Below are 15,888 nucleotides of genomic sequence, written 5' to 3' on the forward strand. Positions count from 1 at the left end.
GGGCCGGGGCCGCGCGGGCGGCCCGTCGGCAATATTTGTTAGTTGAGCTGCTCGACGCGAATGCGCACAACCTTGCCGACCACGTCTTGCAGGGCTTCCAGGGCGACGATGGCGTCATTGATTCGCTGCTCGACCACGCCATGGGTCACCAGGATCATTGGCACCAGGCCGTCCTGTTCCTCGGCTTCCTTCTGCATGATCGACTCGATGTTGATACCGCGCTCCGAGAGGATGCTGGCGACCTGGGCCAGTACGCCCGGGTGATCCTTGGCCTGGATGCGCAGGTAGTAGGCGCTTTCGCAGGCTTCGATCGGCAGGATCGGGTGGGCCGACAGCGAGTCTGGCTGGAAGGCCAGGTGCGGCACACGGTTTTCCGGGTCGGAGGTCATGGCACGGACCACGTCGACCAGGTCGCCGACCACTGACGAAGCGGTAGGCTCCATACCCGCGCCAGCACCGTAGTACAGGGTGGAGCCGGCAGCATCACCGTTGACCATGACAGCGTTCATCACACCGTTGACGTTGGCGATCAGGCGGTCGGCCGGGATCAGCGTCGGGTGCACGCGCAGCTCGATACCTTCGGCGGTGCGACGCGCCACACCCAGGTGCTTGATGCGGTAGCCCAAGGCCTCGGCGTAGTTCACGTCTGCCGTTGTCAGCTGGGTGATACCTTCGGTGTAGGCCTTGTCGAACTGCAGCGGGATACCGAACGCGATGGACGCCAGGATCGTCAGCTTGTGCGCAGCGTCGATGCCTTCTACGTCGAAGGTCGGGTCGGCTTCGGCGTAGCCCAGCGCCTGGGCTTCAGCCAGCACGTCCGGGAAGGCACGGCCCTTCTCACGCATTTCGGTGAGGATGAAGTTGCCGGTGCCGTTGATGATGCCAGCCAGCCAGTTGATGCGGTTGGCCGACAGGCCTTCGCGGATGGCCTTGATCACCGGGATGCCACCGGCTACGGCCGCCTCGAACGCGACAATCACGCCCTTCTCGCGGGCTTTGGCGAAGATTTCGTTGCCGTGCACGGCAATCAGCGCCTTGTTGGCGGTGACCACGTGCTTGCCGTTTTCGATGGCCTTCAGCACCAGGTCGCGGGCGATGGTATAGCCACCGATCAGCTCGATGACAATGTCGATCTCCGGGTTGCTTGCAACTTCGAACACGTCAGCGGTAATGGGGGTACCGGTAATCTGGCAGTTCGGGTTCTGCGAGCGCATGGCGATCTGTGCCACTTCAATACCGCGCCCGGCACGGCGGGCAATCTCCTCGGCGTTGCGCTGAAGTACATTGAAGGTTCCGCCACCGACGGTCCCCAACCCACAGATGCCTACTTTGACCGGTTTCACTGTGAACTCCCCATTGAACGGCCGACACGTTTGCCGACCGTGAAACTTGCCGTCACCCCATGACGACGGCGTACTGAACTGGATTACTTGGCAAGTGCCAGCTTGGCGACCTGCGGTGCCGGCTGGTAGCCCGGAATGACCTGGCCGCTTTCAAGAACAATGGCCGGCGTGCCGTTGACCCCGATCGACTGACCCAGCTGGAACTGCTTGCTGACCGGGTTGCTGCACTTGGCGGCCTTGATTTCTTCACCTTCGACCATTTTGTCCATCGCCCCACGGCGGTCGCTGGAGCACCACACCGCCTGCAACTGCTGGTCACCCGACGAACCGAGGCCCTGGCGCGGGAAGGCGACATAGCGCACTTCGATACCGCGACGGTTCAACTCGGGCACTTCGGCGTGCAGCTTGTGGCAGTACGGGCAGGTAGTGTCGGTGAATACGGTGATGTGCGACTTGGTCTCGCCTTTGGCAGGATAAACCACCATCTCGCCGGCTGGAATGCCGTTGATGAGCTTGGCGATACCTTGGCGTTCGGTTTTTTCGGTGAGGTTGACCGGCTTGCCGTCCTGGATCTGGAACAGATAGCCCTGCATCACGAACTGGCCGTCAGCGCTGGCGTACAGCACGCGGCCGCCCTGCAGCTTGACTTCATAGAGGCCGTTGAGCGGGCTGCTGGCCACGCTTTCCACAGGCACTTCCAGTTCGAGGTTCTGCAACGATTTACGGATGGCCTGCTCGGCACCGGCGTTGCTATCGGTTGCCGCGGCAACGGCAAAGGTACTGGCCAGCGCCAACGCGGCGGCGGCGAAAAACTGGGTCACGCGCATGGGAACTCCTGAAGGCGGACAGGGGCCGGAGGGCGCCACCTGCGGAAAATACGCGGTGACCGTGCGGCCCTTGGTGCAAACCGCCCAAGCCTACCACATCACGCTGCAAGTGAAGGGGGTCGCAAGGACCGGTCGGCGGAACATGAAAAACATTCATCCACGCGGGTGGTGCTGGGCGTGCAACTGCTGCAGGCGGGCCTTGGCGACATGGGTATAGATCTGTGTGGTCGACAGGTCACTGTGGCCCAGCAGCATCTGCACCACCCGCAAGTCGGCACCGTGGTTGAGCAGGTGGGTGGCGAAGGCATGCCGCAGGGTGTGCGGCGACAGCGGCTTGTCGATGCCGGCAACCCGTGCGTGGTGTTTGATACGGTGCCAGAAGGTCTGGCGCGTCATCTGCTCGCCGCGCTGACTGGGGAACAGCACGTCGCTGGGCCGGCCATTGAGCAGTTCGGCGCGGCCATCGCGCTGGTAGCGCTCCAACCACACCACCGCCTCTTCACCCATGGGCACCAGACGCTCCTTGCTGCCCTTGCCCATCACCCGCAGCACACCCTGGCGCAAGTTGACCTGGTCGAGGGTCAGGCTGACCAGTTCGGTAACCCGAAGGCCGCACGCGTAGAGCACTTCGAGCATGGCACGGTCGCGCTGGCCAATGGCTTCGCCCAGGTCCGGAGCCTGCAACAGGGCTTCGACGTCGGCTTCGGACAGCGACTTGGGTAGCGGCTTGCCCAATTGCGGCATGTCGACCTGCAGGGTCGGGTCGATGGCCACCAGCTTTTCCCGCAGCAGGTAACGGAAGAAGCCGCGCAGGCCGGAGAGGAAACGCGCCGTGGAACGTGGCTTGTAGCCCTGATCCAGGCGCCAGGCCAAGTGATCGAGGATCAGGTCGCGGCCGGCGTCCGGCAGCGATACCGAATGCTCCTGCAACCAGCCATTGAACAGGGCCAGGTCGCTGCGGTAGGACACGCGGGTGTTGTCGGACAGGCCTTTTTCCAGCCATAGGGCGTCAAGGAACTGGTCGATCAGGGGGTGGTCGAGGGCGGGCATGAAATCTCGGTGGCAAACGACGAAATGGCGCTTAGTCTTTCATAACAACGCCGGCATAGGGAGCCCGCATGAGCGAACAGCAGATCCTTCTGAGTGTGGGCGGCATCGGCGCAGCGGCGCTCGCCTGCCAGTGGCTGGCCTGGCGCCTGAAGTTGCCGGCAATTCTGTTTCTGTTGTTGGCCGGGATCCTTGCCGGCCCAGCGCTGGGATGGCTCGACCCCGAGGCGCTGTTCGGCCCATTGCTGATGCCGCTGGTGTCGCTGTCGGTGGCGCTGATTCTGTTCGAAGGCAGCCTGACCCTGCACCTGTCGCAGTGGCGCGAGATTGGCAGCGTGGTGCATCGCCTGGTCACGGTGGGTGCACTGGTCACCTGGCTGGTGATTGCACTGGCAACCCACTGGCTGCTCGGGTTCGACTGGCCGCTGGCGATTCTTTTCGGCACCTTGACCCTGGTGACCGGCCCCACGGTGATCGTGCCCATGCTGCGCGTGGTGCGGCCAAAGGCAGCGATCGCGAACATCCTGCGTTGGGAAGGGATCATGATCGACCCCATCGGCGCGCTGCTCGCCGTGGTGGTCTACAGCTTCATCATCGCCAGCGCCGAGGGTAACGGCCTGAGCCAGAGCCTCATCACCTTCGCCGGTGTGCTCTTCTGCGGCACCACCCTGGGCGCGGCGGGGGGCTGGCTGCTGGGGCAAATCATGCGCGAACAGTGGCTACCAGAGTATCTGCACAACCTCGCGTCACTGGCGGCGGTACTGGGGATATTCATCGCCGCCAACCAGATCATGCACGAGTCCGGGCTGCTTGCCGTGACCGTGATGGGCATGTGGCTGGCCAACATGCGCGGGGTTGATGTGCGGCAGATCCTGCACTTCAAGGAAAACCTCAGTGTCCTGCTGATTTCCGGCCTGTTCATCCTGCTGGCTGCACGCCTTGACCTGCATGCCCTGCTAGGCCTTGGCCCTGCTGTGCTGACATTGTTGCTGGTGATCCAGCTGCTGGCACGCCCGCTCAACGTCTGGCTGGCCACACTGGGCTCGACACTCAACTGGCGGGAGCGCGCGCTGCTGGCCTGGATTGCGCCACGCGGCATCGTCGCGGCGGCCGTTTCAGCCATTTTTGCCATCCGCCTGCACCAGGCCGGCCACCAGGATGCCTTGCTGCTGGTACCGTTGACCTTCGCGGTCATCATCGGCACGGTGGTACTGCAAAGCGCCACGGCCAGGCCGCTGGCACGCCTGCTCAAGGTCGCCGAACCGGCACCCAGCGGGTTTCTCATCGTCGGTGCCAACGAACCGGCCCGGGCCATTGCCAAAGCCCTTCAACACCTGGGCTGCCGGGTTTTGCTGACGGACTCCAGCTGGGAAAACATCCGCGCCGCACGCATGGACGGGCTCACGACCTACTTTGGCAACCCGGCCTCGCAGCATGCCGACGCCCATCTTGACCTGGTCGGCCTCGGGCACTTGCTGGGCCTCTCTCCCGCCGGCGAAATCAATGCCCTGGCCTGCGCCAGGTTCCGTCATGATTTCGGCCACAGCCGGCTGTTCGTGCTAGCCAGTGGTCTGGAGAAACAACGTAGCGACAAGCATCGGGCGGCCGAAGAACACCGTGGGCATCTATTGGGGGCCAAGCCGATGACCTACCTGCAACTGGCCAACCGCATGCATCAGGGCGCCGAGCTGTATAGCACCAACCTGACCGAAGGCTTTGGCTGGGATGCCTACCAGGCGCTGCATGGCGAGCGGGCACACTTGCTGTTCGCCCGCGATGGCCAGGGCTGGGTCCATGTAGCCAGCCCTGATAACCCGTTGCAGCCACAACCGGGCTGGACCCTGGTGGCATTGATCGAGCCAGCACCAGAGCCGTGATACTCAGGCGCCTGGCAGCACGGGCACCGGGCGCTTGTCCTCGTCGATGGCGACGAAGCTGAACACCCCATGGATCGCCCGGTCACGGCCATCCAGGTACATGTTCTCGACAAACACATCCACCTGCACCTGCAGGCTGGTATTGCCAACCTTGATCACCGTCCCCACCAGCTCGACGATCGAGCCCGCCGGAATCGGGTGCTTGAAATCGATGCGGTCGGTAGACACGGTCACCAACGGCAGGCGGCAGAAACGCGTGGCAGCGATGAACGACACTTCGTCCATCCAGGCCAGGGCGGTGCCGCCGAACAGGGTGTTGTGGTGGTTGGTGGTATTGGGGAACACCGCCTTGGTCACGCGGGTCACCGACAGTTCGGTGCGGCGCTGGATTTCCTGGTCTCGGGTCGTCATGGCAATCACATTTTCGGGGTTTCAAAACGCAAAAAAGCAGCCCGAAGGCTGCTTTTTTCTCGCTAGGCGGCCTCGGCCACCGGGCAAACTGCACTCAGGACAGTTTTTCCTTGATGCGAGCGGCTTTGCCGGACAGGTCGCGCAGGTAGTACAGCTTGGCTTTACGCACGTCACCACGACGTTTCACGGCCAGGCTGTCGATTTGCGGGCTGTAGGTCTGGAAGGTACGCTCTACGCCAACGCCGCTGGAGATCTTGCGCACGGTGAAGGCGCTGTTCAGACCGCGGTTACGCTTGGCGATAACGACGCCTTCGAACGCCTGCAGACGGGAACGCTCACCTTCCTTCACTTTAACCTGAACGACAACGGTGTCGCCTGGTGCGAAGGTTGGGATTTCCTTGCTCATCTGCTCGGCTTCGAGCTGCTGGATGATCTTGTTGGTCATGCTGTGCTCCTAAGATGGATACGCGATCCACCATCGATACGTTTAACTATCGTCCCGCTCGCGGAGATATTCCTCGAGCAGCTTCTTCTCTTCTCCAGAAAGCGAGCGACTTTCCAGAAGATCGGCGCGTCGTTCGAAGGTCCTACCAAGGGACTGCTTCATCCTCCAACGCCGGATATGTGCATGGTTGCCACTTAGCAACACGTCGGGAACACGCTGATCCGCATACACCTCAGGCCGGGTGTAGTGCGGGCAATCGAGCAGACCGTCGGTGAAGGAATCTTCTTCCGCCGAGTCCACATGCCCTAAAGCTCCGGGCAGCAGTCGCGTAACCGCATCGATCAGTACCATGGCCGGCAGCTCGCCACCGGAAAGCACATAGTCGCCAATCGACCACTCCTCATCGACATGAGCCTCGATAAAGCGCTCGTCGATGCCTTCATAACGACCGGCGATCAGGATCAACGATTCCTGTTCGGCCAGGCCTTTGACCGCCTGCTGAGTCAGCTTGCGGCCTTGTGGCGAAAGGTAGATCACCTTCGCCGCTGCTCCGGTCGCCTGCCTGGCGCTAACCAGGGCGTCTTCCAGAGGCTTGATTTTCATCACCATGCCCGGACCACCGCCAAACGGCCGATCATCTACCGTGTGGTGACGATCTGTGGTGTAGTCCCGCGGGTTCCAGCAAGTCACCTGAAGCAACCCTTGTTTCACCGCGCGGCTGGTAATGCCGTACTCCGTGATGGCCGAGAACATCTCGGGGAACAACGTGATGACGTCTACGCGAAGGTTACCCATCGTTTAGAAGTCCGCGTCCCATTCGACCCGCATCACGCCTGCTTCGAGGTCGATTGCCAGCACACATTGCTCCGTATAGGGCAACAGACGCTCGCGATCATCCAGGCTGCCTGCGCAGGGCTTGACCACCATTACATCGTTCGCACCGGTCTCCAACAGGTGATCGACCTTGCCGAACAGTTGTTCGTCCTGGTTGATGACCTTCAGACCTACCAACTGGTACCAGTAGTACTCGTCGGCAGCCAGGTTGGGCAAAAGGCTCCGCGGGATGCAGATTTCGTAACCGCTCAGAAGACGGGCTTCATCGCGATCGTCGAGACCTTTCAGCTTCACGACCAGGCCCTTTTGGGAGCCACGACCGCTGACCAGCTCGACCTGCTTTACCTTGCCTTCGTGCCGAAGCGTCCAGCGTGGATAATCCAACAGGTTTTCAATCGGATCGGTAAAGGAATACACCTTCACCTCGCCGCGAACGCCGTGAACCGAAAAAATCTTGCCAACGACGATGAGGTCGTCAGCCTTTTCTGGCGTCGCGTTCATACTATTCAGGCAGCGGCCTTGGCAGCTTCCTTCAGCAGCTGAGCAACACGCTCAGACGGCTGTGCACCCTGGCTCAGCCAGTAGGTGACGCGCTCTTGGTTGACCGACAGCTTAACTTCGGCGCCAGCAGCGATTGGGTTGAAGAAACCTACGCGCTCAACGAAACGGCCGTCACGGGCGTTACGCGAGTTGGTCACGGTCAGGTGGTAGAATGGGCGCTTTTTCGAGCCGCCACGGGCCAGACGAATGGTTACCATGTGAACATCGTTCCTATAGTCGGTGCTGCAGTTGATACAGCAGCTGGTACTGCAAATCTGAATGCCAAATAGGCACACGGGTGCCCAAAAGGCCGCATATTCTCGGGGAATACACGGACATTTGCAAATGACTTTTTCGGCAAGGCCTCGCCCTGCCGTCCAGATTTGCCGGTTGCGCCGCGAAATTCGCGGCTGTTGCCCCGCTACAGCGGGGGTTCTGGGCGCCTGCCCGACAAAAGGCAGGCACCCGGATCAGGGGTTACAGCTTTGGCATGCCGCCACCTGGCAGCATCCCACCGAGGCCGCGCATCATCTTGGCCATGCCGCCTTTGGCAGAGAACTTCTTCATCATCTTCTGCATCTGCTTGTGCTGCTTGATCAGCCGGCCGATGTCCTGCACCTGGGTACCGGAACCCAACGCAATACGGCGCTTGCGCGAACCGCTGATCAGGTCAGGGTCGCGGCGCTCGGCCGGGGTCATGGAGTTGATGATCGCTTCCATCTGCTTGAACTGCTTTTCGGCCGCGCCCTGGGCGTTACCCATTTGCGACAGGTTGACCCCGCCGATGCTTGGCAGCTTGTCCATCAGGCCGCCGAGGCCGCCCATGTTCTTCATTTGCTGCAGCTGGTCACGGAAGTCTTCGAGGTCGAAGCCCTTGCCCTTCTTCAGCTTCTTGGCCAGCTTGTCGGCCTTGGCCTTGTCGATGGTCTGCTCGGCCTGCTCGATCAGGCTGAGCACGTCGCCCATGCCGAGGATGCGCGAAGCGACACGGTCGGGGTGGAACGGCTCGAGGGCCTCGGTCTTCTCACCCATACCGATGAACTTGATCGGTTTGCCGGTGATCGCACGTACCGACAGCGCAGCACCGCCTCGGGCGTCACCGTCAACCTTGGTCAGCACCACACCGGTCAGCGGCAGCGCCTCGCCAAAGGCCTTGGCGGTGTTGGCAGCGTCCTGGCCGGTCATGGCGTCGACCACGAACAGCGTCTCGATCGGTTTGACGGCAGCGTGCAGCGCCTTGATCTCGTCCATCATGTCGGCGTCGATGTGCAGACGGCCGGCGGTGTCGACGATGACCACGTCGATGAACTTCAGCTTGGCTTCACGGATGGCGGCTTCGGCGATGGCCACCGGCTTCTGGCTGATATCGGACGGGAAGAAGGTGACGCCGATATCGTTGGCCAGTGTTTCCAACTGCTTGATCGCCGCCGGACGATAGACGTCGGCAGACACCACCATCACGCTCTTTTTCTTGCGCTCTTTAAGAAAGCGCGCCAGCTTGCCGGCGGTGGTGGTCTTACCCGCGCCCTGCAGGCCCGCCATCAGCACGACGGCAGGCGGGGCGGCGTTCAGTGCGAGGTCTTCGTTGGCCGCGCCCATCAGGCTTTCCAGCTCGGCCTGGACGATCTTCACGAATGCCTGGCCCGGAGTCAGGCTGCGCGACACCTCGGTCCCGACCGCACGATCCTTGACGCTGTTGACGAAATCCTTGACTACCGGCAGGGCAACGTCGGCCTCGAGCAGCGCCATGCGCACTTCGCGCAGCGTGTCCTTGATGTTGTCTTCGGTCAGCTTGGCCTTGCCGGTGACATGGCGCAGCGTCTGTGACAGGCGGTCGGTCAGGTTTTCGAACATGGTGATCCTTTCAGGCCCAGTAAAGCCGAGGTTTGTCAGGTGCCAGGGGGGAAACACACACCCGCCGGGCACAGCAAGGCGGCGATTATAGCGAAGTGCAGCGGCGACGCACACCTTGGTAGATATTCGGTGGCTGTGCTGGCCTCTTCGCGGGCGCGCCCGTTCCCACAGGATCCTCACTGCTTGCAGGCCTGCGCCATCCCTGTGGGAGCGGGCGTGCCCACGAATGCCCCGACACAAGCCTTCAGTCTTCCTTGATCAGCGGAATCTATGCCAAACTCCGTCTCTTTAAAGGCTCGCCAACCAGGACTTATGGTCTCCTCACCCAGCCTCATCCCCAACCTGATCGCAGCCGGCCTATATATAGCGGCGGCCATCTACCAGGGCTCATACCTGTCCCAGGGCCGCAAGGCCGAAAAGCGCCTGCTTGGCCTGCTGGGTGCCATCGCGGTCCTGGCCCAGGCCGGTGCACTGTTCTTCCAGCTGATCACCCCGCTGGGCCTGAGCCTGGACTTCTTCAGCGCCGCCAGCCTGATCGCCGTGGCGGTCATCTCCCTGACCCTGCTGGCCTGCCTGCGCATACCCGTGGAAAACCTGCTGGTGCTGCTGTTCCCGCTGGGTGCGGTGACCGCGCTGCTGGCCCAGTTCGCCCCCCCCGGCACGGTACCGCTGATCAACGAAGAACCCGGCATCCTTGCGCACATCCTGTTGTCGATCCTGGCCTACGGGCTGTTCACCATCGCGGTGTTCCAGTCGCTGCTGTTGCTGCTGCAGGACCGCCAGCTGAAGAACAAGCACCCGTCCGGGCTGATCCGCAACTTCCCGCCACTGCAAACCATGGAAAGCCTGCTGTTCGGCTTCCTCTGGGCCGGCTGGTGCCTGCTGTCGCTGTCGCTGATCTCCGGCTGGCTGTTCCTCGACAACCTGTTCGCCCAGCACCTAGCGCACAAGACCTTGCTGGCCTGTGTCGCCTGGGTGGTGTTCAGCGTGCTGCTGTGGGGCCGCACCCGCCTGGGTTGGCGGGGCCACATGGCCATCCGCTGGACGCTGAGCGGTTTCTGCCTGCTGATGCTGGCCTATTTCGGCAGCAAGCTGGTTCGCGAATTCATCTTGCATATCTGACGGCCGCCCATGGACACCCTGCCGTACGCACCGCTATTCGGCACTCTGGCACTGGCCCTTTTGTGGTCAGCACTGTTCACTGCCGTGGAGGCTGCCCGCCTGCAGCTCAATGGCACACTGCGCGCCGGCGAAGACGGCCATCCCGTGCTGCCAGCCCAGGCCTTGGTGCTGTGCGCCAGCCTGGGCAAGCTGCTGGTGCTGGGGCTGGCCTGCCTGGTGGGCCAGCGCCAGAGTGGCGAGCACGGCTTCTGGCTGGCAGGCCTGGCCGCGACCCTCACCTTGCTGGTGTTTGCCGAGTACCTGCCGCGGCGCCTGGCCCGGCGTAACCCGCAGGCGTTCGTGAGCCTTGGTGCCAGCCTTCTGAAAGTGCCTCTTGCACTGCTGCAGCCACTGGCCTGCCTGCTGGACGGCGCCGCCAAGCTGATTCTGCGCCCGTTCCGGGCACAGCCCACGGCGGTGGCCCTGCACACGCAGGAGGCCGACGACTTCGATGAGGATGAACAGCACGAAGCACCTCGCCAGGGTCTGCTCGACGGCCTGCAGTCGCTGGACAAGATCACCGTCAACGACATCCTGGTGCCGCGCAACGAAGTGGATGGCATCAACCTCGACGAGCCGATCGAACGCATCGTCGAGCAGCTGATCGTCAGCCGCCACACCCGCCTGCCGGTCTACCACAACGACATCAACCAGGTCGAAGCGATCCTCAACACCAAGCTGATCAGCCACCTGCTGCCCAAGGCCGAGCTGACCCTGGAAGCGCTGCACAGCGCCTGCTACGAACCTTATTTCGTACCGGAAAGCACGCCCCTGCAAATGCAGTTGTTGAACTTCCACAAGCAGCAACGCCGCTTGGGCGTGGTGGTGGACGAGTACGGCGAAGTACTGGGTATCGTCACCCTGGAAGACATTCTCGAAGAGATCGTAGGCGAGTTCGAGGACGAGCAAAGCCTGGAAAACCCGCATGTGCACCCGCAACCCGATGGTACCTTCGTCATCGATGGCACCGCTTCGTTACGCGAAATCAACCGCACCCTGAGCTGGCACCTGCCCTGCGACGGCGGGCCGAAAACCCTCAACGGGCTGGTCACCGAGGCGCTGGAAAGCATCCCGGAAAGCGCTGTTTGCCTGAAAATAGGCCGCTATCGCCTGGAAATCCTTGAAACAGAGGACAATTGCGCCAGCAAGGTACTGGTGTGGACCGTGACCCGATAGCTATACTCGGGTCACGCTTACCCAGCCCCGCCGTCACGCCCGCTACCCGCACCCGGCGCTCCACGGCCAGTCCGCTCCACTGATACGCCCTGCGGTCCTGCGTCAACACCCCCGAACAGTACCCGCCCCGCCCCTACCCCCTTGGGCTATCGTCAGTCGGGCGCACACAATAAAACGCTCCGGCGCCCGCTTAACCGTACCCGCCCTTTTGCAGGGCATGCCGTCGCGGGCCAAGCCCATGGAGCCGGACCAGACTGTCAGGGACCTCCTCAATGACAAGCAGCACTTATGCCCAAGCGCCTGCCGCGCCAGTCAACTCGCCTGCGCGGGTAGCCACTGCCAGCTTCATCGGCACCGCCATCGAGTTCTACGATTTCTACGTCTACGCCACCGCCGCAGCCCTGGTGATCGGGCCGGTGTTCTTCCCGTCCGGGTCGGGCACCGCGCAAATGCTGGCCGCCTTCCTCACCTTCGGTATCGCCTTTCTCGCCCGGCCACTGGGCTCGGCGTTGTTCGGCCATTTTGGCGACCGTATCGGTCGCAAATCCACGCTGGTCGCCTCGCTGCTGCTGATGGGCGTATCCACCACCGCCATTGGCGTGCTGCCAGGCTATGACAGCATTGGCGTGTGGGCGCCGATCATTCTCTGCCTGCTGCGTTTTGGCCAAGGCCTGGGCCTGGGCGGCGAATGGGGTGGCGCGGCCCTGCTGGCTACCGAAAACGCCCCGGAAGGCAAGCGGGCCTGGTTCGGCATGTTCCCGCAGTTGGGCCCGTCAATCGGCTTCCTGGCGGCCAACGGCCTGTTCCTGACCCTGGCCCTGGTGCTCAGCGACGAGCAGTTCCGCGAGTGGGGCTGGCGCATTCCGTTCCTGCTCAGCGCCGCACTGGTACTGGTAGGCCTGTACGTGCGCCTGAAGCTCGAAGAGAGCCCGGTGTTCGCCAAGGCCGTTGCCCGCCACGAGCGGGTGAAAATGCCGGTGGTCGACCTGTTCTCCAAATACTGGCTGCCAACCCTGCTGGGCGCTGCGGCCATGGTGGTGTGCTATGCGCTGTTCTACATTTCCACGGTGTTCTCGCTGAGCTACGGCGTAACCACACTGGGCTACAGCCGCGAAACGTTCCTTGGCCTGCTGTGTTTCGCGGTGGTGTTCATGGCACTGGCCACACCGTTGTCGGCCTGGCTCAGTGACCGTTACGGCCGCAAGCCGGTACTGATCGTCGGCGGCCTGCTGGCGATAGCTTCGGGCTTTACCATGGAGCCACTGCTGACCTCGGGATCGACTGCAGGCGTGGCGCTGTTCCTGGCCATCGAGCTGTTCCTGATGGGCGTGACCTTCGCGCCGATGGGTGCACTGCTGCCAGAGCTGTTCCCGACCCACGTGCGTTATACCGGTGCCTCGGCGGCGTATAACCTGGGCGGTATCGTCGGCGCCTCGGCAGCACCGTTCTTTGCCCAGAAGCTGGTGAGCATGGGGGGTTTGAGCTGGGTGGGGGGTTATGTGTCGGTGGCAGCGGTGATCAGCCTGATTGCCGTGCTGTGCCTGAAAGAGACGCGCAATACCACGCTGTAAGCCACTGGGGCCGCTTTGCGGCCCTATCGCGACACAAGGCCCCCCAGGGATCGCGTAAGCCTGGAAGCTGCGCTATCCCTGTGGGAGCGGCCTTGTGTAGCGATAGGGCTGCAAAGCAGCCCCAGCACTCTCGGATCAGAACTCGACCTTGACCGCCTGCGAAGCGCGGGTCGCCTTGGCCCGCGCCAGTTCGACCGATTCGTCACGCGCCAGGCACACACCCATGCGGCGGGTGCCATTGATTTCCGGCTTGCCGAACAGGCGAATGGCGGTATCCGGCTCGCTCAGCGCTGCGCCCAGGTTGGCGAAGCTGGTCTGCTGGGACTGGCCTTCGGGCAAGATCACTGCCGAAGCCGACGGGCCGAACTGACGCACCACCGGAATCGGCAGGCCGAGAATGGCGCGAGCATGCAGGGCGAATTGCGACAGGTCCTGGGAAATCAGGGTGACCAGACCGGTGTCATGCGGGCGCGGCGACACTTCGCTGAACCACACCTGGTCGCCCTTCACGAACAGCTCCACACCAAACAGGCCGCGACCGCCGAGGGCATCGGTGACCGCCTTGGCCACGCGCTGCGATTCGGCCAGCGCCTTCGGGCTCATGGCCTGTGGCTGCCAGGACTCCTGGTAATCGCCCTTCTCCTGACGGTGGCCAACGGGTTCAAGGAAGGTGGTACCGCCCACGTGGCGCACGGTCAGCAGGGTGATTTCATATTCGAAGTCAATGAAACCTTCGACGATCACCCGGCCCTTGCCAGCGCGGCCGCCTTCCTGGGCATAGTCCCACGACGCCTGCAGGTCAGCATCGCTGCGCAGCAAGCTCTGGCCCTTGCCCGACGAGCTCATCACCGGCTTGACCACGCACGGGTAACCCAGGTCGGCTACGGCCTTGGCGTAGTCTTCATAGGTGTCGGCGAAGTGGTACGGCGAGGTTGGCAGGTCCAGCTCTTCGGCAGCCAGGCGGCGGATGCCTTCGCGGTTCATGGTCAACTGGGTGGCGCGGGCGGTGGGCACCACGGTAAAACCTTCGTTTTCCAGCTCGACCAGGGTGGCGGTGGCGATGGCTTCGATTTCCGGCACGATGTAGTGCGGCTTCTCGGCTTCGATCACCGCGCGCAGGGCAACGCCATCGAGCATGTTGACCACATGGCTGCGGTGCGCCACCTGCATTGCCGGAGCATTGGCGTAGCGGTCGACGGCGATTACTTCGACGCCCAGGCGCTGCAGCTCGATTACCACTTCCTTGCCCAGCTCGCCACAGCCGCAGAGCAGTACACGGGTCGCGGTGGGCGACAATGGGGTTCCGATACGGGTCATTTCAGGTCCTCGAAGGCATCCGGGGCCGCGCCAGGCTAGGCGCCACCCGCTGAAAAAGGACCACTATTCTACACCATCAACCGGCCACGGCGGCCCGCCGGGCGCGAAATGCCATGGCCAGCCACACCGCGGTTACACCGGCGAACTTCGAGGCCATCGCGGTGCCGATCACTGCCGGGGTCAGCGCGCCGATCATGCCGAAGAAAATGAAGGTATCCACCGGGATGCTCAGCGCCGAACTGAGCCACAGGCGGTCGCGCAGCGGCCGACGGGTGATGCTGAACACCAGCCAGTCGATCAGCTCGGAGATGAAGAACGCAGTGGCGCTGGCCAGGGCGATGGCCGGTTCCGAGGTGACATAGGACAGCACCAGTGCCACCAGCATGGCGAACAGGGCGCCATGACCAAAACGGGTCTGCACCATGTCGCGCAGGATGAACACCAGGCCGCCCCAGGCGGACCAGATGATGTCCAGGTGCGGGGCACTGGAGAAGGCATAGTTGATCAGCACTACGCTGCTGATGTAGGCAATCAGATAGAACATGGCGGGCTGTCTGTGGGCAAGCCGTACAGATTACCGCTGGGCCGTTCGCGGGTAAACCCGCTCCCATAGATGTTGTGCAGCCCTCAAGGCTGTCGCTGTACCTGTGGGAGCGGGCGTGCCCGCGAAGCTGCCACTGCGGTGCATGGCACCGGCTTCGCCGGTGTACGCGGGTAAACCCGTTCCTACAGGGTTCGCGTCAGGCCTGCATGATGAGGCCGGCTTCTACTGCCCGTTCATGGCAACGCTTGAGCACCGCCCGACGCTCGTCGTTGTCCATCCGCCCCCAGCGGCCAATCTCGGCCACGGTACGCTGGCAGCCGGTGCAGATATCCTGCTCGTCCAGCGCGCAAATGCTCACGCACGGTGATGCCACCGGCCGCTCGACCACTTCACTCATCATCAACCACCAGATCCCGCGCATAGCGCTGGGCATTGTGCACGTAATGTGCGGCACTCGCTTCAAGCATGCGCTTCTGCTGCTCGGTCAGTTCGCGTACCACCTTGCCCGGCGAGCCCATCACCAGCGAACCGTCCGGAATTTCCTTGCCCTCGGCGATCAGTGCATTGGCGCCGATGATGCAGTGCTTGCCAATGCGCGCGCCATTGAGGATCACTGCGTTGATACCGACCAGGCTGAAGTCGCCCACCGTGCAGCCATGCAACATGGCATTGTGGCCAACGGTCACGCCCTTGCCCAACGTCAGTGGCGAGCCCATGTCGGTGTGCATCACCGTGCCATCCTGCACGTTGCTGCCTTCGCCGATGTCGATCAGCTCGTTATCACCGCGCAACACCGCGCCAAACCACACACTGGCATGGGCTTGCAGGCGCACGCTGCCAATGAGCGTGGCGTTGGGGGCGGCCCAACTGGTGGGGTGGCTCTCGACCCGCAGGTCGCCCAGGCGATATTTCATGCTTGTTCCTCAGGCTGCGACGCAGAC

General features: G+C 62.8%; 17 protein-coding genes. 4 read left to right on the forward strand and 13 right to left on the reverse strand.

The window, feature by feature from the left end; genetic code table 11:
- Positions 1–38: 38 nt before the first annotated feature.
- The 3 genes from V7787_RS03445 to xerD form a co-directional block, all read right to left on the reverse strand.
- Positions 39–1,343, reverse strand: coding sequence for a homoserine dehydrogenase (locus V7787_RS03445; RefSeq protein WP_003252157.1), 1,305 nt, complete (start codon positions 1,341–1,343; stop codon positions 39–41).
- Positions 1,344–1,426: 83 nt separating this feature from the next.
- A complete protein-coding gene (locus V7787_RS03450; RefSeq protein ID WP_049587384.1) occupies positions 1,427–2,170 on the reverse strand; it encodes a thioredoxin fold domain-containing protein in 744 nt (247 codons plus the stop codon).
- 153 nt (positions 2,171–2,323) lie between these two features.
- Entirely contained in the window at positions 2,324–3,220 is an 897-nt protein-coding gene (xerD, locus tag V7787_RS03455; protein WP_003252154.1) for a site-specific tyrosine recombinase XerD, read from the reverse strand.
- Between the two features lie 68 nt (positions 3,221–3,288).
- Between xerD and V7787_RS03460 the strand changes: the two genes are divergently transcribed.
- The gene (locus V7787_RS03460) at positions 3,289–5,094 is read left to right on the forward strand and encodes a cation:proton antiporter (RefSeq protein ID WP_336085684.1); all 1,806 of its coding nucleotides are present in this window, start codon (positions 3,289–3,291) and stop codon (positions 5,092–5,094) included.
- 3 nt (positions 5,095–5,097) lie between these two features.
- Here the strand turns inward: V7787_RS03460 and V7787_RS03465 are convergent, their stop codons facing one another.
- The 6 genes from V7787_RS03465 to ffh all read right to left on the reverse strand — a co-directional run bounded on the left by V7787_RS03465 (position 5,098) and on the right by ffh (position 9,178).
- Complete coding sequence (locus V7787_RS03465; RefSeq protein WP_014592194.1) at positions 5,098–5,505, reverse strand: acyl-CoA thioesterase; 408 nt, start codon at positions 5,503–5,505, stop codon at positions 5,098–5,100.
- A gap of 94 nt (positions 5,506–5,599) precedes the next feature.
- Positions 5,600–5,950 carry a 50S ribosomal protein L19 gene (gene rplS / locus V7787_RS03470; RefSeq protein ID WP_003252148.1) on the reverse strand — a complete coding sequence of 117 codons (351 nt, stop codon included), beginning with the start codon at positions 5,948–5,950 and terminating at the stop codon, positions 5,600–5,602.
- A 42-nt stretch (positions 5,951–5,992) separates the two neighbouring features.
- Positions 5,993–6,745, reverse strand: coding sequence for a tRNA (guanosine(37)-N1)-methyltransferase TrmD (trmD, locus tag V7787_RS03475; RefSeq protein ID WP_003252146.1), 753 nt, complete (start codon positions 6,743–6,745; stop codon positions 5,993–5,995).
- 3 nt (positions 6,746–6,748) lie between these two features.
- Positions 6,749–7,285, reverse strand: a complete 537-nt coding sequence (rimM, locus tag V7787_RS03480; RefSeq protein ID WP_003252144.1) for a ribosome maturation factor RimM — start codon at positions 7,283–7,285, stop codon at positions 6,749–6,751.
- 5 nt (positions 7,286–7,290) lie between these two features.
- Positions 7,291–7,542, reverse strand: a complete 252-nt coding sequence (rpsP, locus tag V7787_RS03485; protein ID WP_003252142.1) for a 30S ribosomal protein S16 — start codon at positions 7,540–7,542, stop codon at positions 7,291–7,293.
- Between the two features lie 259 nt (positions 7,543–7,801).
- Positions 7,802–9,178, reverse strand: coding sequence for a signal recognition particle protein (gene ffh, locus V7787_RS03490; RefSeq protein WP_003252139.1), 1,377 nt, complete (start codon positions 9,176–9,178; stop codon positions 7,802–7,804).
- 312 nt (positions 9,179–9,490) lie between these two features.
- Between ffh and V7787_RS03495 the strand changes: the two genes are divergently transcribed.
- From V7787_RS03495 to V7787_RS03505, 3 genes are all read left to right on the forward strand, one after another.
- Positions 9,491–10,300 carry a cytochrome C assembly family protein gene (locus V7787_RS03495; RefSeq protein WP_064490840.1) on the forward strand — a complete coding sequence of 270 codons (810 nt, stop codon included), beginning with the start codon at positions 9,491–9,493 and terminating at the stop codon, positions 10,298–10,300.
- A gap of 9 nt (positions 10,301–10,309) precedes the next feature.
- Positions 10,310–11,515 (forward strand): transporter associated domain-containing protein, encoded by a 1,206-nt coding sequence (locus V7787_RS03500; protein ID WP_010952559.1) that lies wholly within the window; start codon positions 10,310–10,312, stop codon positions 11,513–11,515.
- Positions 11,516–11,787: 272 nt separating this feature from the next.
- Positions 11,788–13,086, forward strand: coding sequence for an MFS transporter (locus tag V7787_RS03505; protein WP_010952558.1), 1,299 nt, complete (start codon positions 11,788–11,790; stop codon positions 13,084–13,086).
- 135 nt (positions 13,087–13,221) lie between these two features.
- On the opposite strand, the gene purT is transcribed toward V7787_RS03505, so the two are convergent.
- The 4 genes from purT to V7787_RS03525 all read right to left on the reverse strand — a co-directional run bounded on the left by purT (position 13,222) and on the right by V7787_RS03525 (position 15,861).
- Positions 13,222–14,403 carry a formate-dependent phosphoribosylglycinamide formyltransferase gene (gene purT / locus V7787_RS03510; protein ID WP_012053590.1) on the reverse strand — a complete coding sequence of 394 codons (1,182 nt, stop codon included), beginning with the start codon at positions 14,401–14,403 and terminating at the stop codon, positions 13,222–13,224.
- A gap of 76 nt (positions 14,404–14,479) precedes the next feature.
- Complete coding sequence (locus V7787_RS03515) at positions 14,480–14,947, reverse strand: VUT family protein (protein WP_014592198.1); 468 nt, start codon at positions 14,945–14,947, stop codon at positions 14,480–14,482.
- A gap of 196 nt (positions 14,948–15,143) precedes the next feature.
- A complete protein-coding gene (locus tag V7787_RS03520) occupies positions 15,144–15,335 on the reverse strand; it encodes a DUF1289 domain-containing protein (protein WP_162497239.1) in 192 nt (63 codons plus the stop codon).
- A gap of 1 nt (position 15,336) precedes the next feature.
- Positions 15,337–15,861 (reverse strand): gamma carbonic anhydrase family protein, encoded by a 525-nt coding sequence (locus V7787_RS03525; protein WP_020191179.1) that lies wholly within the window; start codon positions 15,859–15,861, stop codon positions 15,337–15,339.
- Positions 15,862–15,888: the final 27 nt, after the last annotated feature.

It is taken from the genome of Pseudomonas sp. CGJS7, from assembly GCF_036961695.1.